The 20,046-nt window shown below is 66.1% G+C and carries 15 protein-coding genes; 8 read left to right on the top strand and 7 right to left on the bottom strand.

Going from position 1 to position 20,046, the window contains the following annotated elements; translation table 11 throughout:
* Positions 1-29: 29 nt before the first annotated feature.
* Positions 30-605, bottom strand: a complete 576-nt coding sequence (locus FNV92_RS27315; protein WP_015687936.1) for a glycosyltransferase family protein — start codon at positions 603-605, stop codon at positions 30-32.
* Positions 606-937: 332 nt separating this feature from the next.
* Here FNV92_RS27315 and FNV92_RS27310 point away from each other — a divergent pair, with 332 nt between their 5' ends.
* A complete protein-coding gene (locus FNV92_RS27310) occupies positions 938-1,777 on the top strand; it encodes an RMD1 family protein (protein WP_015687935.1) in 840 nt (279 codons plus the stop codon).
* Here FNV92_RS27310 and FNV92_RS27305 read toward each other — a convergent pair.
* The 4 genes from FNV92_RS27305 to FNV92_RS27290 form a co-directional block, all read right to left on the bottom strand.
* Positions 1,760-3,388 (bottom strand): PEP/pyruvate-binding domain-containing protein, encoded by a 1,629-nt coding sequence (locus FNV92_RS27305; protein WP_143843785.1) that lies wholly within the window; start codon positions 3,386-3,388, stop codon positions 1,760-1,762. The two genes, FNV92_RS27310 and FNV92_RS27305, sit on opposite strands and share 18 nt — an antisense overlap.
* Positions 3,389-3,456: 68 nt before the next feature.
* Positions 3,457-5,385, bottom strand: coding sequence for a hypothetical protein (locus tag FNV92_RS27300; protein ID WP_143843786.1), 1,929 nt, complete (start codon positions 5,383-5,385; stop codon positions 3,457-3,459).
* Between the two features lie 82 nt (positions 5,386-5,467).
* Positions 5,468-6,664: an acetate/propionate family kinase gene (locus tag FNV92_RS27295; RefSeq protein WP_015687932.1), complete on the bottom strand. Its 1,197-nt coding sequence runs from the start codon at positions 6,662-6,664 to the stop codon at positions 5,468-5,470.
* A 4-nt stretch (positions 6,665-6,668) separates the two neighbouring features.
* Positions 6,669-9,056: a phosphoketolase family protein gene (locus FNV92_RS27290; RefSeq protein WP_168213544.1), complete on the bottom strand. Its 2,388-nt coding sequence runs from the start codon at positions 9,054-9,056 to the stop codon at positions 6,669-6,671.
* Positions 9,057-9,267: 211 nt separating this feature from the next.
* Here FNV92_RS27290 and FNV92_RS27285 point away from each other — a divergent pair, with 211 nt between their 5' ends.
* From FNV92_RS27285 to FNV92_RS27270, 4 genes are all read left to right on the top strand, one after another.
* Entirely contained in the window at positions 9,268-10,443 is a 1,176-nt protein-coding gene (locus FNV92_RS27285; RefSeq protein ID WP_015687930.1) for a PA0069 family radical SAM protein, read from the top strand.
* 23 nt (positions 10,444-10,466) lie between these two features.
* A complete protein-coding gene (locus tag FNV92_RS27280; protein ID WP_143843787.1) occupies positions 10,467-10,922 on the top strand; it encodes a VOC family protein in 456 nt (151 codons plus the stop codon).
* Between the two features lie 76 nt (positions 10,923-10,998).
* Positions 10,999-11,784, top strand: coding sequence for a ribonuclease HII (locus FNV92_RS27275; protein WP_143843788.1), 786 nt, complete (start codon positions 10,999-11,001; stop codon positions 11,782-11,784).
* A gap of 99 nt (positions 11,785-11,883) precedes the next feature.
* Positions 11,884-13,392, top strand: coding sequence for a glycosyltransferase family 39 protein (locus FNV92_RS27270; RefSeq protein ID WP_143843789.1), 1,509 nt, complete (start codon positions 11,884-11,886; stop codon positions 13,390-13,392).
* Between the two features lie 148 nt (positions 13,393-13,540).
* On the opposite strand, the gene FNV92_RS27265 is transcribed toward FNV92_RS27270, so the two are convergent.
* Positions 13,541-14,347, bottom strand: coding sequence for a uracil-DNA glycosylase (locus tag FNV92_RS27265; protein ID WP_143843790.1), 807 nt, complete (start codon positions 14,345-14,347; stop codon positions 13,541-13,543).
* Between the two features lie 137 nt (positions 14,348-14,484).
* Here FNV92_RS27265 and FNV92_RS27260 point away from each other — a divergent pair, with 137 nt between their 5' ends.
* The 3 genes from FNV92_RS27260 to FNV92_RS27250 all read left to right on the top strand — a co-directional run bounded on the left by FNV92_RS27260 (position 14,485) and on the right by FNV92_RS27250 (position 19,151).
* Complete coding sequence (locus tag FNV92_RS27260; RefSeq protein ID WP_143843791.1) at positions 14,485-16,146, top strand: electron transfer flavoprotein-ubiquinone oxidoreductase; 1,662 nt, start codon at positions 14,485-14,487, stop codon at positions 16,144-16,146.
* Positions 16,147-16,437: 291 nt separating this feature from the next.
* Positions 16,438-18,237: a tetratricopeptide repeat protein gene (locus FNV92_RS27255; RefSeq protein ID WP_015687924.1), complete on the top strand. Its 1,800-nt coding sequence runs from the start codon at positions 16,438-16,440 to the stop codon at positions 18,235-18,237.
* A gap of 29 nt (positions 18,238-18,266) precedes the next feature.
* A complete protein-coding gene (locus FNV92_RS27250; protein WP_143843792.1) occupies positions 18,267-19,151 on the top strand; it encodes a 4-(cytidine 5'-diphospho)-2-C-methyl-D-erythritol kinase in 885 nt (294 codons plus the stop codon).
* Here FNV92_RS27250 and FNV92_RS27245 read toward each other — a convergent pair.
* Complete coding sequence (locus tag FNV92_RS27245) at positions 19,148-20,023, bottom strand: alpha/beta fold hydrolase (RefSeq protein ID WP_143843793.1); 876 nt, start codon at positions 20,021-20,023, stop codon at positions 19,148-19,150. The two genes, FNV92_RS27250 and FNV92_RS27245, sit on opposite strands and share 4 nt — an antisense overlap.
* Positions 20,024-20,046 lie beyond the last annotated feature (23 nt).

Raw genomic sequence — 20,046 nt, 5'->3', positions numbered from 1 at the left:
TATTTGACGTTGGCAAGTATCTGGTGGTCTCAGCCGACCATGACGATCCGGCTGCGCAGCATGGTCCGGGATGAGCGGCCGAGCCGCCGCAGCAGCCGTGCCTCGGAACGGCGGGCCTGGGGCGGGTAGCCGCCAATCCGGTCATAGTGGTCACGCGCGATCAAAAGTCCCTGATCGCCCAGCGGACCAACCAACCTGCGCGCGACGGCGCGGAGCATGTCGCGGAATCCGGTATCGGCGTAAGGAGAGCGCGCATAGCGGAAGACCGCGGCACGGTCCCGGCCGCTGGTGGACACGGCCTGTATGAACTGGGTGGTCTCCTCGATCCAGCCGGTTTCCAGCACTGCGCCGGCGGGGAGGAACATCAGCCAGGGCGAGCGGGCCTGGAGCGCGCCGGCGGCCAGCGCCGCGCCCTGCGAGGAGCCCTCGAAACCGACGAAACGGCAGCCAGCGACGTCGGCAACGCGCTCGATGACGCCGTTGCGGGTGCCGTCGATCAAAAGCACTTCCCGGATGATGCCGGCTGCGGCACCGGGGACCAGCGCCGCCAGGGTGGCGACCGCCGTCTGCTCGACGCCTTCGGTCGGTATGATGACGCTCAGCATGATTGAGGCTTCGGTGTCTGCACTTCGGGAGAAGCGTAGCTTGTTATGATGCTGTCATAAACACGCGGCCTTGCCGAGTGCAACTTTTCGGCGGCGCTTCGGGGGGCGATGGTAAACTGCCGGAGCAATCGCATCCAAATATGTCCCGCGCGGGGTGGCAATGTTGCCGAATATTTCGGCGTAAGCCCCGTCTTAATGATCTTAACTCGGAATTTCCTTCCTATATTGCGCGACATGCAGGCAGATCGCAATCCTGCAAGAAGAGGATGCGAGTGGGACGAAAGCCGGAAATGGGAAAATCCTGCAATCCTTGTTGCTGACGAGAGCTTCGCATGAACGCCGATCAACTTGCTGTCAGCCTGACGTCCACGTCCCCGAAGCCGGATGCCGCGCCGACTTTGCGGATCCGCGCCGTGATGCTGGGTGAACGCATCAATCCCTCCGGGCTCGAGATCGGTGCGCCTGTCTCCTCGACGCCCGCCGCCTTTCGCGTCCATGCCGGACTCGCCGTCATCTTCCGCTACGGCGTCGTGGTGCTGATCGGCCTGCTTCCTTCCGAAGAGAAGGTTCTGATCGACAGCCTGAAGTCCCGCGTGACCGGCGAGCTCAGCCCCTATGAGGAAGAGATCGCACAGGCGCAGCTCTGCAAGGATGAAAGCACCGAGGTGATCCAGCCGGGCGGGCCGATCTGCCTTGCCAAATTCTCCGACGATCGGCTGCTGATCGTTGCAGACGCGCTCGCCAAGAGCACCTCGCTCGCCCGCGACGAGCGGCGCGTCGCCGCGGTCTTCGACGTGATCGAGCCATTTGCGCGGGAGCTTGCCGAGCATGGCCGCACGCCGCGCCGCCGCAAGGCCATTCTGCAACTGATCGGCAACGCGCTTCTGGTCCAGCAGCGCGTCGCGGGCCGTGTTGCGGTGGCCGAGAAACCCGACGTGCTCTGGGAGAAGCCCGAGCTCGACCGGCTCTATGCCCGTCTTGAAGACGAGTACGAATTGAAGGAGCGTCTCGACACGCTCGAGCGCAAGCTCACCGCGGTGTCGGAGACCGCCAACGCGCTGAGCGACATCATCGACACCCAGCGCTCGCTGCGCCTCGAAATAGCGGTGGTGGTTCTGATCGTGATCGAGGTCGCGATCGGCTGCTTCCAGATCCTATCGGGGACTCACTGAGCCGCTCGCTGCGTGCGGGCGGCGCTTGTGCGGGGCGGACCGCGCATGCCACGCGGCGATCTCGGCAAGCTCGGCCTCGGGCCGCGTCTCGACCGTCTCGCAGCGTCCGAGATGAAGCTCTCCGGCATCGCCGTCGATCGTGACCCATTCGTCCTCGCACAGCAGGGCACCGGCGAGCTGGGCCCGCCGCGCGACGGGATCGATTTTCAGTTCGCGGCAGCCGACCACGCAGGGCTTGCCCATCTGCCGGGCCACCAGGGCTGCATGCGAGGTCCGCGCGCCGACCGCAGTGACGATGCCCGCCGCCAGCGCGAAGCCTGCGACATCGGCGGTGCTGGTGTCGGGACGCAGCAGGATGATCGGCTCGCCCGCGGCCGAGAGGCGCTCGGCGCTTTTGGCATCGAACGCCGCGCGGCCGATGCCGATGCCGCCGGACGCTCCGACGCCGGCGGTTGCGGGCTTGCCGGGAGAAACCAGCCTGATTTCCGTGAGCGCGGCGAGATCGATGTCTTCAATGCGCGTCAGGGCCTCGTCCTGCGTGATCAGGCCTTCATGCACGAGATCGATCGCGATCCTCACCGCGGCGCGCGGGGTCCGCTTGGCGGCCCGGGTCTGCAGGATCCAGAGCCTGCCGTCCTCGACGGTGAATTCGACGTCCTGGACGTCGGTGAACTCGCGCTCGAGCCGCTTCAGCACGTCGCCGAGCTCGGCCTCGGTTCGCGGCAGTGCGCGCGCGATCGCGTCGGCCGAGTCAGGCGCGCGGCGGCCGGATACGACGTCCTCGCCCTGCGCATCGAGGACCAGATCGATCATCGGGCGTGGTGCCCCGGTCGAAGGATCGCGCGAGAAGGCGACGCCGGCGCCGGAGGCCAGCCCACCGTTGCCAAACACCATCGCCTGGACCGTGACGGCGGTGCCCTCGAGCTCTTCGAGCTGCTGGAGCTTTCGGTAGGTCTGGGCACGCTCGCTCATCCAGGACCGGTAGACGGCCTGCGCAGCCGCTTCGAGCTGGGCGACCGCATCGTCGAGCCAGCCATCGGCGCGATCCTCGACCAGCGCCTGTTCGTCGCCGGCAAGCCGCTCCAGCGCTTCGCTGTCGAGCTCGCGATCGTTGTCGGCCCCTTCGGCTCCGACCAGTTCGGCGATGCGGGCGGCGAATGCGTCGGCGTCCAGTCCGAGCACGGTTTCGCCAAAGCTCTCCAGGAAGCGGCGTCGGCAGTCCCAGGCGAGCCGCGGCCGGCCCGTCGCCCGGATCAGGCCGTGCACGGCATCCGGTGTGCAGCCGACATTGAGGACGGTGTCGAGCATGCCCGGCATCGATCGGGCGGCACCCGAGCGTACCGAGACCAGCAGCGGCTGCCGTCGGTCGCCGAAGCGCTTGCCGGTCGCGTCTTCCAGGAACGCAATTCCTTCCTTGAGCCCGTCGCGCAGACGACGTTCGGCATGGGCGTGGCGGGAGATGATATCCGCGCACAGCTTGACCGGCAGCACGAAAGCGGGCGGCACCGGCAGGCCCAGCGCCGCCATCCGGGCGAGGTTGGCGGCCTTGGCGCCGATCTCGTCGGCGGAATGCAGCTCCGTCGCGCCGGCGCCGATACGCACGATATGCATGGTGGTTCTCCAGGTGCATGATCCCGGAAAGCCGCGAAGCGGTTCTCCGGAAGATCTTGCGCAAACAACTAGGCTGCGAGGTCGATCATGATGTGACGGCGCAACAGGTGGCCGAAGCCGGCGAAACGATCGGTGGCGCGCTCGATCGCACGCGCGAGTTCGAGCACCGAGAGCGAGATCGCGACGTCGAAGCCGCCGCCGAACACCAGAGCGGTAGTCGCGCGCTCCAGGCTGTCCGCGGCATGTTCGGCATCGATCAGTCGGGTCACCGCGGTCAGCGCGTCCTCGGAATCCGCGCGCCGTCCTTCCGGTACGTCGGTCGCTGCGGCGATCCCGCTGGCGGCGACCTCGGTCGCGGTCATCGCGACTGCGCAGAGCTCGGCGAGCGCGGTCAGCAGCGACGGGGCCGCCCGATCGGGCATGAGGGACGCAATGAAGGCGGCCTGTTCGAGTTCGTCGACGGCTTCTTCGGCGCGATCGATCAATTGCCCGATCGTTGGCCGGGCATTGAGCCGGTCGATCTCCTTGCGGGTTTCGAGCGCGATGCGATCGGCCTTTTGCTCGATCGCACCGCAGCGTCGCGCCAGCAGCTTCGGGTCGGCCGGCCGGCCGACCCGAAGAGCGTCAATATGACGAGAGATTGCCGCGACCAGATCATGGGCCAATCCGATCTGGCGCAGCACGGCGGCGAGCAGGGCGCCATCGACGCGCTCCAGGTGTCGCACCAGATCGGCCTCGATCTGGTCGCGTACCGTCCTGACAGAGCGCCCCGTGAGCAGCGCGCCGGTCGAGGCGCGCAGCGCCGCCTTCAGGAAATTGATTGCGGCGGTACGACCGAGTGCCTGGTCGAGCCGCTCGCCGAAGCCGATCCGCGCGGGGGCGGCGTTGCGGACCGCGGATCCCAGAAGTTCGTTGCCGCCGAGCTCGAGGAAGCCGCGGTGTCCGATCCGGTGACGCGCCGCCCATTCCAGGATCCTTGCCGCGTCGTCCTTGGCGACCCAGGTACGCAACAGCTTGCGCGCCTTGTTCCAGTCGATCAGGAACACCAGTGCGCCGCCCACGGCCGTGAGGAATTCGTTGCGATGGGCCGCATGAGAGGCCTGGAACTGCCCGGTGACGAGATAGAACGAGTTGTCTTCACCAAGGCCTGCGGCGGTGTGACGGTCGAGCCCGCTCCAGGTCGCCTCGAACTTGTCGAACAGCGAGATGAAGAACTTGGCCCGCGCCAGGTGCACGTCGGTGTAGGTGACGGTGACCGCGTTCTTCTTGACCGCGATCACCACGACATGGGCATCGGTGGTGCCGATGTCGTTCTGGATCAGCAGCCTTCCGCCCGAGCGGGTCGCCATGGTGTCGAGGCCGGGGTGGTTGAACTTGAGGCCGCGCGTCTCGTTCAGGCCCTTCATGAAGGCCTCGACCGCGCTGCGATCTTCGCCGTGCAGGCCGAACACATGGGCGCCCTCGAGCGTTTCCTCCGAGCAACTCGCCGCGAGCTTGTTCAGCGCCTTGTGCAGATCCATCACCAGGCGATGGAGACTGTCGCCGGCCGCCTCGGTGACGCCGGTGAGACGGGCGATGCGGGCAAGATCGATGTCGTTGGTCGCATCGAGCAGGCCGGCGCTGCGCACGGCCGACAGCCGCGCATTCGCCTTCTCTCCCTCCGAAGGCGCGCCGGCGCTGACGGCGCGGATCATGGCCGCGGCGTCGTCCTGGATCTCCTTCATCAGCTTGGCGAGGTTCGGTGCTGCTAGCCGCGACGGTCCGATCAGATGGGCGCCCCCGATCAGTGTTGCGATCGCCGCAGGCGCGATCCCGGCGGCGTGGCTCTCGACCGCAAGCTCGCTGGCCGGACGATCCGGGTTCTGTGCATGGCTCACCGCCGCCTGCAACGCGCTCATTCGCACCTTGATGCGGTCGTTGGCGGCAAGCCCTTCCGCCACCAGAGCGGGCAGAAGGATGCCGCCCTGTCCGAGCTCTTCGATGATCTGGGTTTTCATGGTCTGTCCGCACAGCGATTGATGCGTTCTTTATGCCGCGAAGTCGCGACGGCATCATTGCGGCAGATCATTCATAAAAATGTCATGCGGTATGCCGCTTGCGGAGCAGCGCGGCGCAATGGCGCGCGATGGTGATCTCTTCGTTGGTGGGAACGACGAAGACATCGACGGCGCTGTCGCTGCGGTTGATGCGCTCGCGCGCCGTGTCGTTGGCGACGGGATCGATGTGCACGCCGAGCCACGCCAGCCGCTCGCCGATCGCGCCGCGGATCTCCTTCGCATGCTCGCCGATGCCACCGGTGAACACGAGGCAGTCCAGCCCCTGAAGCGTGTTCGCCATCACCGCGATCCCTTGCGCCGCGCGGAAGGTGAAGAGGTCGATCGCCTCGCGCGCCGCGGGCTCGCGGCTTGCGAGCAGCGTGCGCATGTCGGAGGAGAGGCCGGATACGCCGAGCAGGCCGGACTCGTGATAGAGCAGGTGCTGCACCGCCTCGACGGACATCTTCTCGTGCTGTTGCAGATAGAGCAATACGCCGGGATCGATCGCGCCGCAGCGGGTGCCCATCACGAGGCCGTCGAGCGGCGTCAGGCCCATCGTGGTGTCGACGCTGCGGCCATCGCGCAGCGCGCACAGGCTCGCGCCATTGCCGAGATGCGCGATGACCGTGCGCCGGGCTGCGAGGTCCGGCGCGATTTCGACGAGACGGCCCGCGACATATTCGAACGACAGGCCATGAAAGCCGTAGCGCCGGACGCCGCGCGCCTCGAAGCGCCTGGGAATCGCGAAGCTGCTCGCGGGCGGCGCGAGGCCGTGGTGAAAGGCGGTGTCGAAGCAGGCGATCTGCGTCAGCGCGGGTTGGACCGCTTTGAGGGTGTGGACCGGCGCGAGGCAGCGGGGCTGATGCAACGGCGCCAGCGGCGTCAGCGCTTCCAGCTTCGCGGTGACCTCTTCCGTCAATTCGACCGGACCGGAATAATCCGGCCCGCCATGAACGACGCGATGGCCGACGGCACCCAAACTGCCTTTGCCAAAATGGTCCTCGATGAAACCGAGCACGTCGGCGAACAGATGACCGCTGTCCGCATCCGACGCTTCCCTCCGCGTCTCGAACAGGTCTTCGCCGGCGGGGTCTTTCACGACGAGCCGGGGCCTGGCTTCGTGCTCGTCGAGCAGGCCCTTGCAGAGCAGGACAGGCTCGGCCGCCGAGATGTCGAACAGGCCGAACTTGATGCTCGACGATCCCGAATTGAGGACGAGAACTGAGGCCGACGCCGGCATGATGTCAGCCTGTCTTGCCTGGCCAGACCCAGTCGCGGATCTCGGGCATGTCCTCGCCATGCTCGCGAATGTAGTGCGAATGTTCGATCAGTGCGTCGCGGAACTGCTGTTTTACAGCCGCGGCCCTGGCCGCAAGCCCCGGCACGCGTTCGATCGCCTCGATCGCGAGGTGATAGCGGTCGAGCTCGTTGAGCACGACCATGTCGAACGGCGTCGTCGTGGTGCCTTCTTCGATGAAGCCGCGCACATGGAGTCCGGCATGGTTGGTGCGGTTATAGGTGAGGCGGTGGATGAGGTGGGGATAGCCGTGATAGGCGAAGATGACGGGCTTGTCCGACGTGAACAGGCTATCGAAGTCGCGATCGCTGAGCCCATGCGGATGCTGCTCCTTCGGTTGCAGCGTCATGAGGTCGACGACGTTGACCACGCGGATCTTCAGATCGGGCAGTGCCTTGCGCAGGAGGTCGACGGCGGCAAGCGTCTCCAGTGTCGGCACGTCGCCGGCGCAGGCCATCACCACATCGGGCTCGCCGGTCGCGTCCTCGTTGCCCGCCCAGCTCCAGATGCCGATGCCGGCATCGCAATGCGTGGCGGCGTCCTGCATCGACAGCCATTGCGGCGCCGGCTGCTTACCGGCCACGATCACGTTGATGCGGTTGTAGGTGCGCAGGCAGTGATCGGCGATCCAGAGCAGCGTGTTGGCATCCGGCGGGAAATAGATGCGGACGATATCGGCCTTCTTGTTGGCGACGAGATCGACGAAGCCGGGGTCCTGATGGCTGAAGCCGTTGTGGTCCTGCCGCCAGACATGCGAGGTCAGGAGATAGTTGAGCGAGGCGATCGGGCGCCGCCACGGCAGATGCCGCGTCACCTTCAACCATTTGGCGTGTTGGTTGAACATGGAATCCACGATGTGGATGAAGGCCTCGTAGCAGGAGAAGAAGCCGTGGCGACCGGTGAGGAGGTAGCCTTCGAGCCAGCCCTGGCAAAGATGCTCGCTCAAGACCTCCATCACGCGGCCATCCTGCGCGAGATGCACGTCGTAGGGTTCGATCGGCTCCATCCAGACCCGCTCGGTTTCCTCGAACACCGCGTCGAGACGGTTTGACGCCGTCTCGTCCGGACCCATGATGCGGAAATTGCGCTCGGCGGCGTTGAGGCGAATGACATCGCGCAGGAATTTGCCGAGCTCGCGCGTCGCTTCTCCCGTGACACTGCCGGGCTGCGGCACTTCGACCGCGAAGCTGCGGAAATCCGGCAGCTTCAGCTCTTTCTTCAACAGCCCGCCATTGGCGTGCGGATTGGCGCCCATGCGGCGATTGCCCTCGGGTGCCAACGCCTGGAGCTCGGGGATCAGTGCGCCGCTCGTGTCAAAGAGCTTTTCCGGCTCGTAGCTGCGCATCCAGTCTTCGAGGATTTTCAGATGCGCCGGATTCTCACGACAGCTTGCAACCGGCACCTGATGCGCGCGCCAGAAGCCCTCGACCTTCTTGCCGTCGACTTCCTTCGGGCCGGTCCAGCCCTTCGGGCTGCGCAGCACGATCATCGGCCAGCGCGGCCGCTCGATCTCCTTGCGGCCGTCGCGGGCGTGCTGCTGGATCGAGCGGATGCTGGCGAACGCGACGTCGAACGCATCCGCCATGGCCTGGTGCATCAAGATGGGATCGTCGCCTTCGACGAACAGCGGCTCGTGGCCGAATCCGCGGAACAGATCGCGGATCTCCTCGTCGCGCATCCGCCCGAGCACGGTCGGGTTGGCGATCTTGTAGCCGTTGAGGTGCAGGATCGGCAGTACCGCGCCGTCGTGCACGGGATTGAGGAACTTGTTGGAGTGCCAGGACGCCGCGAGCGGGCCGGTCTCGGCCTCGCCGTCGCCGACGACGCAGGCGACGATCAGATCGGGATTGTCGAACGCGGCGCCATAGGCGTGCACCAGCGCATAGCCGAGCTCGCCGCCCTCGTGGATCGAGCCCGGCGTTTCCGGCGCTGCATGGCTCGGAATGCCGCCGGGGAAGGAGAACTGCCTGAACAGCTTGCGCAATCCGTCCGTATCGCGCGCGATGTTCGGGTAGATCTCGCTGTAGCTGCCTTCGAGATAGGTGTTGGTGACCATGCCGGGGCCGCCATGGCCGGGACCGCAGACATAGAGCACGCTGAGATCCAGCGCGCGGATGACGCGGTTGAGGTGGGCGTAGATGAAATTCAAACCGGGGGTCGTGCCCCAATGGCCGAGCAAACGCGGCTTGATGTGCTCGGGCCGCAAGGGCTCGCGCAGCAGAGGGTTATCGAGCAGATAAATCTGCCCGACGGAAAGGTAGTTCGCGGCGCGCCAGTAGCGATCCAGCAGATCGAGGTCGCTGCGCGCTAAAGCCGATTGTTGTTGATTTTTCATATTCCTGCCGACTTTCACCCCAGCGACCGTCACCAACTTTGTTCCGGCACGATTGATCCCCGTCCGACATCAAACGGGATGGCCATGACGGGCGTGTTGCGTGATGTCAAAAGACCGCGCCCGAAATTTGGGCGGCTCCTGTGCATGGGGTTGTTTTCCAGCTTTTCGTTCTTGTTCTTGATTTGTTCCGGGCGCGTGCTATCTTGGCTTCATGAGTCGAGCATCCTCTCGTGCCCTCAAGCACCCGCCGGTCACGGCGCCCTCCGAGCCGGCGGGTGCGCCTTCCGATTTTCCCGCCGCTTTCCCCGAGCTGGCTGTCGCCATCGACAGCCAGCGCAGGCGCGGGCGGGGCGCGCAATCCAACGCCAGCGGCCGCTATGAGGCCGAGGCGCGGGTCGCCTTCGACGATGGCTGGCAGAGTCTGGAAGAGCTGCCGCCGTTCAAGACCACTGTGGCCGTCGACACCTCGCGCAAGGTGATCACCCGCAACGAGTCGCCCGACATCGGCTTCGACCGCTCGATCAATCCCTATCGCGGCTGTGAGCACGGCTGCGTCTACTGCTTCGCGCGCCCGACCCATGCCTATCTCGGCCTGTCGCCGGGGCTCGACTTCGAGTCGAAACTGTTCGTCAAGCCGGAGGCGCCCGCGCTGCTCGAAAAGGAGCTCGCCGCACCCGGCTACGAGCCGCGGATGATCGCGATCGGCACCAACACCGATCCCTATCAGCCGATCGAGCGCGAGCGAAAGATCATGCGCGGTATTCTGGAGGTGCTGGAGCGCGCCGGCCATCCCGTCGGCATCGTCACCAAATCGGCGCTGGTGACGCGCGACATCGACATTTTGTCGCGGATGGCCAAGCGCAACCTTGCCAAGGTTGGTATCTCCGTCACCTCGCTCGATCCGAAACTGGCCCGCACCATGGAACCGCGAGCGTCGACGCCGTCGAAGCGGCTGGAGGCGCTGAAGCAGCTCTCGGACGCAGGCATTCCGACAACCGTGATGGTCGCCCCGGTGATCCCTGCGCTGAATGATTCCGAGATGGAGCGCATTCTGGATGCGGCGGCCCACGCCGGCGTCAAGGAAGCCTCTTACATCCTGCTGCGGCTGCCGCTGGAGGTGCGCGATCTCTTCCGTGAATGGCTGATGGCGAACTATCCGGACCGCTACCGCCACGTCTTCACGCTGATCCGCGACATGCGCGGCGGCCGCGACTACGACGCAAAATGGGGCGAGCGGATGAAGGGCACCGGCCCGATGGCCTGGACCATCGGCCGCCGCTTCGAGATCGCCTGCGACAGGCTCGGACTCAACAAGCGCCGTGCGAAGCTGACGACGGATCACTTTGCGAGGCCGAAGCCGGACGGCGCCCAGCTCAGCCTGTTCTAGTAGGAATGCAAACGAGGCGTAGCATGAGTAAAGACGTCCCCGGTCCGATTCCGCGGCTCACGGTCATCACGCTGGGCGTGAGCGACATCAGCGCCAGCATCGCCTTTTACGACGCGCTCGGTTTCTCGCGCCGCCTGAAGGCGACCGGCGAGGCTGTTGCCTTCTTCGACACCGGCGGTCCGGTGCTCGCGCTGTTTCCCTGGGATCAGCTCGCGGCGGACGCCGTCTCGCCCGACAAGCCGAGGCCAACGACCTTCCGCGGCATGACGTTGGCCTGGAATTGCGCCACGCGCGAGGAGGTCGACACGGTGCTCGCCTTCGCCGTTGGCAAGGGCGCTGCGCTGCTGAAGCCCGCGCACGAGACCGACTATGGCGGCTATTCCGGTTATTTTGCCGATCCCGACGGCCATCCCTGGGAAGTCGTGGTCGCGCCGGGCATCGAGGTGGGAGAGGACCGTCGAGTGCATCTGGCAGAGTAGGCTGCTGGCCTGAATAGCGGGAATTGTCCGGGGTTCCCGGTTGCGCGAGCAACGCCTCTTGCGCAGGATCCCGGTCATGATTCGGGACAAGTCCGCCGGGAAGCCAGCCAAAGACGCGCCAAAGAAGGACGCCGGCAAGAGGGCCGCGCCGGCGAAGGCGAGCTTTCGCCGCGAGCGCGCGCTGATCAAGCGCGGCGTGTGGCCGATCGCGGGCTGCGACGAAGCCGGCCGCGGGCCGCTGGCAGGTCCCGTGGTGGCGGCGGCCGTCATTCTCGACCCCGACCGCATCCCCCGCGGTATCGACGATTCCAAGCGGCTGACGGCGGAGGAGCGCGAAAAGCTGTTCGACAGGATCTGCGCGACCGCGCAGGTCTCGGTCGCCGTCGCCTCGCGCGCCCGGATTGACCGCGACAACATCCTGCGCGCCTCGCTATGGGCGCTGAAGCGCGCCGTGGTGGCGCTGCCCGAGCAGCCCAGGCATGTCTTCGTTGACGGCCGCGACCGGCTCGACACCGAATGCGATTGCGAGCCCGTAATCGGCGGCGACGGTATCGTGCTGTCCATCGCCGCGGCCTCGATCGTCGCCAAGGTGACCCGCGACCGGCTGATGTGTGCGCTGGCGCAGGACTGCCCGGGCTACGGTTTCGAGCAGCACAAGGGTTACGGCGTTCCCGAGCATCTCGACGCGCTGAACCGCCTCGGTCCGACCGTCCACCACCGCAGCTTCTTTGCCCCGGTTGCCGCTGCGCGCGCCAAGCACATGCCCTGGACCGTCGAGCCGGTGGGGGACCTGTTTGCCGTCACCGAGGTCGAGCTGCAGGTGGAAGCAGGCGTTGAGATCGATGCGTCCCTCGGGCTCTAGAGCAGACTGGCGTTGCCACGACGCGTCACGCCCTTTATCAAAACAGACGTGAGCGAATAGGGCCGGCTGGACGGGTTGGCTGCATCTTTCAGGCGTTGCATGCGGTTTACCTCCCTGGTCATCGAGCTCATTCGCGCCCGGCCGCGGCTGATCGTGTGGATCGCCGTGCTGCTGCAGGCCGCGATGTGGCTGTTCGTGGCGCTGGTGTTTTACCGCAGCCCGCCCGGCAGCCTTGCGACGCTGCTGGCGTTCGGTCGCGAGTACCAGGTCGGCACGGATCTTGGGCCCCCCTTGCCGGTCTGGCTGGCCGACATCGCCTATCGCGCCGCCGGCGGCCACATGTTCGGCGTCTATCTGCTGGCCGAGCTCTGCGAGGTCGCGACCTTCATCGCGCTCTATCATCTCTCCCGCGCCGTGGTCGGCTCGCAGCAGGCGGTGCTCGCCGTGCTCCTGACCATGACGGTGCTGGCCTTCTCTTCGTCCGCACTCGACTTCGGCCCGCTGGTGCTGGCGCGGCCTCTTTGGGCGCTGCTGCTGCTGCATTCCTGGCAGATCATCGGCCAGCGCCGCGGCAATGCCTGGTTTGCCTGGTCGATCGAGGCCGGCCTGCTGCTGCTCACCACGCCCGCGGCGATCTACCTTCTCTTGTTGATTGTCGTCTTCGCGCTCGCGACCGCCGGCGGCCGTCGCACGCTGCGCGCGCTCGATCCGCTGTTTGCCCTGATCGTCGTCGCCGTGCTGGCGCTGCCCTATGCGGTCTGGCTGATGCGGGCCGAGACGCTCGTCCTGCCGGCCCTGCCTGAGGTCGCGGAGCTGAACGCCCGCGCGATCCACGCGGCATGGCTGCTCGGTGGCCTTGTGCTCGGGGCCGCTGCGATCCCGGCGCTGACCTTCCTCAACACCGGCCTGTTCGTCGCCAAGGGCGAGGAGGCGCCGATCATCTACCGCCCGCCGGTCGAACCGCTCGCGCGCAACTTCGTCTACTTCTTCGCGCTGGCGCCTGCGCTCGGCGCGGTGCTGATCTCGGGCCTGCTCGGGCTCGATTCCGTCGTCGGCGGCGCCGGTGTCGTGCTGATCCTTTCCGGGCTGGCAGTGGTCGTGGCGGCCGGCGACCTCATCGCGATGCGCCGCGCGCGGATGCTGCGCATGGTGTGGGCCGCCGCCGTCGCGGCGCCCGCCGCCGGCGTCGTGCTTGCCGTGCTGTTCCTGCCATGGACCGGCGCAGGCGAGATCGCGACCTCGATGCCGGCGCGCGCGATCTCGGATTTCTTCGACGAGAGCTTTGCCCGCCGCACCAACCATCGCCTGCGCGCGGTCGCCGGCGAGACCCAGCTTGCGAGCCTGATCACGCTGCATTCCGGCCGCCCGCACCTCTTCATCGATGCCCAGCCCGCGCGCACGCCGTGGATCAACCAGGCCAAATTCAGCGAGACCGGCGGCGTCGTGGTCTGGCGCGCCTCCGATACCGCCGGCACGCCGCCGCCGGAAATCCTCGCGCGCTTTCCCGGCATCGTGCCGGAGGTGCCGCGTGCGTTCGAATGGCTGGTGACCGGCCGCCAGCAACTTTTGCGCGTCGGCTGGGCCATCGTGCGGCCGAAGGGGACGTAGCGCTCTCGTGCCCCGGACGCCGCGCAGCGCGAAGCGGTGCGCTGCAGAGCCGGGGCCCATCCTTCCACATCGTATTCTATCGCTTTCTGGATCCCGGCTCTGCGGAGCGTCACTGCGTGCCGGACCGCGTCCGGGACACGAGAGCTCTCTATCCCGCCAGCACCTTCGCGATCGCCCGCAGATCCTGCCAGGCAAGCCGCTTGTAGGATGGCGAGCGCAAGAGATAGGCCGGGTGGAATGTCGGCAGTGCGCGGATCGTGCGCCCGCCCGTCTCGTAGTCGAACCAGCGGCCGCGGGTGCGCATGATTCCCTCGCGGGTCGAGAGCAGTGTTTGCGTCGAGGGATTGCCCAGCGTCACCAGGACATCCGGATTCACCAGCTCGATCTGGCGCTGGATGAACGGCAGGCAGATTTGCGTCTCCTGCGGCGTCGGCGTGCGGTTGCCGGGCGGGCGCCACGGAATGACGTTGGCGATATAGGCGGTGGTGCGGTTGAGGCCGATCGCGCCGATCATGAGGTCGAGCAGTTTGCCGCTGCGTCCCACGAACGGGAGTCCCTCGATGTCCTCGTCGCGGCCCGGCGCTTCGCCGACGAACATGATCCGCGCCTGCGGATTGCCGTCGGCGAACACCAGCCGCGTTGCAGTGTGCTTCAGCGCGCAGCCCTCGAAGCTCTGCATCAAATCGCGTAGCGCCTCCAGCGTCGGCGCGGTACGCGCGGCCTCGCGCGCCGAGGCAATTGCGACGTCGGGCGCGGGTGCTGCCTCGCCGCGCATCACCGCGGGCGCAGCAACAGGCCGTGGCGCCTCGACCGGTGGTGCCGCGCGCAGGACTGGAGGAGGAGCGTCCAATTCCGCCAGGCGGTCGATCGGTTCCTCCGCGAGCGCGCAATCGACTCCAGCCTCCAGATAGAAGGCGAGCAGCTCGCGGACGGTGGGTGCGGGTTCGGGGATCATTTGGAAAGTCAGACTTTTATATCACTTTGGAGCGCCTTGCATCCCAGCGAAATGCATTTCCGAGGTTGTCCTACCCGGAAAAATCGGAAACAAGAGGGCGCAATCGACCCAAGGACCGTCTCAAGGGCTGAGATCAGATGAGCACCGAAGAACTTCCCCCGCGCGAATCCATGGAATTCGACGTCGTCATCGTCGGCGCCGGCCCCTCGGGCCTGGCCGCGGCGATCCGGCTGAAGCAGATCAACGCCGATCTCAACATCGTCGTGGTGGAGAAGGGCTCCGAGGTCGGCGCGCACATTCTCTCCGGCGCCGTGATCGATCCGGCCGGGCTCGACAAGCTGGTTCCGGACTGGCGCGAGGATTCCGACTGCCCGCTGAAGACGCAGGTCAAGGATGACCGCTTCTACTGGATGACCGCTGGCGGCGCGATCAAGCTGCCGGGCTTCATGATGCCGCCGCTGATGGACAACCATCACTGCTACATCGGCTCGCTCGGCAATGTCTGCCGCTGGCTGGCGCGCAAGGCCGAGGCGCTCGGCGTCGAGATCTATCCCGGCTTCGCGGCGACCGAAGTGCTCTATGACGAGCAGGGTGCGGTCAAGGGCATCGCCACCGGCGACATGGGTATCGGCCGCGACGGCAAGCCGAAGGACTCCTTCACCCGCGGCATGGAATTGCTCGGCAAGTATACGCTGTTCGCCGAAGGCGCTCGCGGCAGCCTGACCAAGCAGCTCATCAACAAGTTCGCGCTCGACGCCAACCGCGAGCCAGGGAAGTTCGGCATCGGCCTGAAGGAGGTCTGGCAGATCGATCCCGCCAAGCACCAGAAGGGCCTGATCCAGCATTCGTTCGGCTGGCCGCTCGACCTGAAGACCGGCGGCGGCTCGTTCCTCTATCATTACGACGACAATCTCGTCGCGGTCGGTTTCGTCGTGCATTTGAACTACGACGACCCGTATCTGTCGCCGTTCGACGAGTTCCAACGCTTCAAGACCCATCCGTCGATCCGCGGCACGTTTGAGGGCGCGAAGCGCCTCGCTTATGGCGCGCGCGCCATCACCGAGGGCGGCTACCAGTCGGTGCCGAAGCTCACCTTCCCCGGGGGAGCGCTGGTCGGCTGCGCCGCCGGCTTCGTCAATGTGCCGCGCATCAAGGGCGTGCACAATGCGATGGGCACCGGCATGCTTGCGGCCGAGCATGTTGCAGCGGCGCTCAAAGCCGATCGCGCCAATGACGAGATCGTCGACTACGAGAACGCTTGGCGTTCCTCGCCCGTCGGCAAGGATCTGTTTTTGGTCCGCAACGTCAAGCCGCTGTGGTCGAAGTTCGGCACCGTGCTCGGCGTTGCGCTCGGCGGCATCGACATGTGGTGCAACACGCTGTTCGGCGGCTCGCTGTTCGGCACGCAGTCGCATGCCAAGCCTGACCGCGCCACGCTCGATCCGGCCAAGCAGCACGCGCCCAAGGCCTATCCGAAGCCCGATGGCAAGATTTCCTTCGACAAGCTGTCTTCGGTGTTCCTGTCCAACACCAATCACGAGGAGGACCAGCCGGTCCATCTCCGGGTTGCCGACATGAACCTGCAGAAGACGTCCGAGCACGACGTCTTCGCCGGTCCCTCGAATCGCTATTGCCCGGCCGGTGTCTATGAATGGGTCGAGGAGGGCGCGAGCCCGCGCTACCAGATCAACGCCCAGAATTGCGTCCACTGCAAAACCTGCGACGTGAAGGACCCCAACGGTAACATCACCTGGGTTCCCCCGGAGGGCGGCGGCGGTCCGAACTACGAAGCGATGTAAGAGCGAGCAGAGCGGACCAGGTCACAAAAGGTGATCTGACGCACGTTCGCGTGAGGACCCGCCTGCGGCTACCCGTCGCGGCCACGATACGGCCATACTGGCGGCGTCTTGGGGCTCTGTTGGCCGATTTGGGGCGTGCGGAGGGGATCGCCCGGCCCGAATCCTTGCGGCGAAGCGCCAAAAGCGGCATTGTCGGCCCGACGGTTCCGGGTCCGATGCCACCGGCCGCGTTCGCATGCGATACGGCCTTCTGCTGCAAACCCAGGCACTACCAACTCAAGGCGAGCCCTGATGTTCTCAAATCGTTTCAACCGCTGGACTGTTGCCGCCATCGCCCTGATGGGCACAGCGATCGCGACGGTCCCCGGCGCGGTCCTGGCGCAGACGCCGGACCATCCGTCCGATACGGCGGCGCAATTCCCCAGCCGAAACGATCTGAAATCGCTCACCACCGCCGGCAGCTATCTCGCCGCCCGCCACGCCAGCGTCGAGCGCGACGCGACATCGGCCGCGGCCTTCTACCGTTCGGCGCTTCGCACCGACCCCAAGAACAACGAGCTGCTCGACCGCGCCTTCATCTCGTCGGTCGCGGACGGTGACATCGACGAAGCCGTCAAGCTCGCCGAGCGCATCCTCACCATCGACAAGACCAACCGCGTCGCGCGCCTCGTCGTCGGCGTGCATGATCTCAAGGTCAAGAAGTACGCGACCGCGCAGACCAACATCAATCAGTCGATCCGCGGTCCGATCACCGATCTGGTCGCCACGCTGCTGTCGGGCTGGGCCGCCTATGGCGCGGGCGATGCCAAGGGCGGTGTCGCCACCATCGACAAGCTCGCCGGTCCGGAATGGTATCCGCTGTTCAAGGACCTCCACGCCGGCATGATCCTCGAGCTCGCCGGCAAGGAAAAGGACGCCGGCATCCGCTTCGAGCGCGCCTACAAGCTCGACGATTCCATGCTGCGCGTCACCGAGGCCTATGCGCGCTGGCTGTCGCGTAACAAGGACTCGGCCGCCGCGACCAATGTCTATCAGGCGTTCGACAAGAAGCTCGCCCGCCACCCGCTGATCGTGGAAGGCCTGCGCGACACCAAGGCCGGCAAGAAAATGCCGCCGCTGGTCGATTCCGCGCAAGCGGGCGCCGCCGAGGCGCTCTACGGCATCGGCGCGACGCTGACCCGCCGCGGCGGCGAGGATCTGGCGCTGGTCTATCTGCAGCTCTCGCTCTACCTCCAGCCGACCCATCCGCTGGCGCTGCTATCGCTCGCCGATCTCTATGAATCGGTGAAGCGGCCGCAGATGGCGATCAAGGTCTACGAGCGCGTGCCGTCGACCTCGCCGCTCAAGCGCAACGCGCAGATCCAGCTCGCCATCGATCTCGACTCCGCCGATCGCACCGAAGAGGCAATCAAGATTCTCAAGGGCGTCACGACTGAGGATGCCAAGGATCTCGAAGCCATCATGGCGCTCGGCAACATCGAGCGCGGCCGCAAGCGGTTCGGCGACTGCGGCGCAACCTATTCGCGCGGCATCGACGTGCTGCCGCCCGGTGCCGACAAGGCCAACAGCGTCTGGTACTATTATCGCGGCATCTGCGAGGAGCGCTCCAAGGAGTGGGCCAAGGCCGAAGCCGACATGAAGAAGGCGCTCGAGCTGCAGCCCGACCAGCCGCATGTCCTCAACTATCTTGGCTATTCCTGGATCGACCAGGGCGTCAATCTCGACGAAGGCATGAAGATGATCAAGCGCGCCGTCGAGCAGCGTCCCGACGACGGCTACATCGTCGACTCGCTCGGCTGGGCTTACTACCGCATCGGCAATTACGAAGAAGCGGTGAAGAACCTCGAGCGTGCGATCGACCTCAAGCCTGAGGATCCCACCATCAACGATCATCTTGGCGATGCCTATTGGCGTGTCGGCCGCACGCTGGAAGCCAAATTCCAGTGGGCCCATGCCCGCGATCTCAAGCCCGAGCCGGAAGAGCTTCCGAAGATCGAGGCCAAGATCGCCAACGGCCTCGCCGCCGAGGACAATTCGAACTCTTCGGCCGCGCAGGCGGACAAGAAGAAAGACGACGGCAAGGGCGGCTAGTCTGAGTGAGTTCTGGGGGCTGATCGCCGATGCCGGCGTTGATTGAAGAAGGACGGGCGAAGGTCAATTTGAGCCTTCGCGTCGTCGGCCGTCGTACGGACGGCTATCATGATCTCCAAAGCGTGGTGGCCTTCGCCGACTGCGCAGATCGTTTGACGCTCGATCCGGGCGCCGAGTTGAAGCTCGCCACGACCGGACCGCTGGCGGCGGCCTGCGGCGAGACCTCCGACAATCTCGTGCTCAAGGCCGCCAGGCTTCTGGCCGAAGCCGTGCCGAACCTGAAGCTCGGGGCCTTCGCGCTCGACAAAGTGCTGCCTGTTGCGGCCGGTATCGGCGGCGGCTCGGCCGATGCCGCGGCGGCGCTTCGGCTGCTGGCGCGTCTCAACGATCTGTCGCTCGATGATCCCCGGCTCCAGAAGGTCGCGCTCGCAACCGGCGCCGACGTGCCGGTGTGCCTGTTCTCGCGCGCCTGCGACATGACCGGTGTCGGCGAGCAGCTGCTGCCTCTGGCGCTGCCGCGCATGCCCTGCGTCATGGTCAATCCGCGCGTGCCTGTTGCCACCAAGGACGTGTTCAGGGAGTTGGGCCTGCGCAACGGTGAACTGCTGGTGGGCGCCACCTCGGTCCTCGAAGCTCCGGCCTGGCCGGACGAGGGCGGGTCGATTGCGGATTGGGTCGAAGTCCTCGAAACCGTCCCCAACGATCTGGAAGCCCCTGCGCTGCGGATCGAGCCCGTGATCGGTGAGGTGCTGGAAGCCTTGCGCGACACCGCGGGCGTCAAGCTTGCCCGCATGTCCGGCTCGGGTGCGACCTGCTTTGCGATCTATGGCGCGCCCACTGATGCGCACGCCGCCGCCGAAAAAATCCGGCGTGATCACCCCGGCTGGTGGGTGCATTCGGGGACGTTGAGCTAGCCGCTGCTGTCTTCGGCGAGCCCGAGAAACCGCCGGATCTCGCTCAACACCTCTTGCGGCTTATCATGCTGCAGCCAGTGCCCGGCGCCGGCGATGGTCTCGGTGCGCGCTTGCGGGAAATAGCGTTCCAGGCCTGCTGCCTTGGCGCCGGCGAGAAAGCTCTCGCCCGCATTGAGCAGCAGCGTCGGGCAGGCGATGCGCGACCACAGCGCGACGTGATCGTCCGGCCAGAGCCGGTGCGGTGCGGAGGCGCGCTGGTAGGGATCGAACTTCCAGCTATAGGTTCCGTCCTCGTTCCGCCGCGCGCCGTGAGTGGCAAGATGCGGCGCGAGCTCGCGGGACAGCCGCTTGTTGTGAAGCACCATCTGCGCGGCCGCGTCCTCGAGGGTCGCATAGCGGCGCGGCGTGCGGTCGTGCAGTCTGTCGAGCTGGCTGACCCATTTGCCGATGCGCTCATGCGCCGGCGGTTTGGGCGCATCCGGCAGCATGGTCACGCCGTCGAGCACGACGAGCTTTGCGACCTGCTCGGGGAATGATCCCGAAAAAATCAGGCTCACCATGCCGCCCATCGAATGACCGATCAGGGTCACCTGGGGTGCCGCGATGCTGCGCAGGAGCCGGGTGAGATCGTAGACATATTCGGTCAGCGCGTAGCTGCCGCCCTTGGTCCACTCGGAATCGCCGTGACCGCGCAGGTCCGGCGCGACCACGTGAAAGTGTGGTTGCAGCGATTTGGCGATCACGTCCCAGCTGCGGCAATGATCGCGGCCGCCGTGGACCAGGATGAGGGGCGGCGCGCCCTCGTTGCCCCAATCGGCATAATGCAGCCGCAGGCCGTGCGATTCATAGAAGCGGCTTTGCGGAACAGGCATCTTGCTACGATCCTCACGTTTTG

The sequence above is a fragment of the Bradyrhizobium cosmicum genome (assembly GCF_007290395.2).
Classification (GTDB): domain Bacteria; phylum Pseudomonadota; class Alphaproteobacteria; order Rhizobiales; family Xanthobacteraceae; genus Bradyrhizobium; species Bradyrhizobium cosmicum.
Note: the sequence above shows the minus strand (reverse complement) of the source record. Positions and strands in the feature narration are given on the sequence as shown.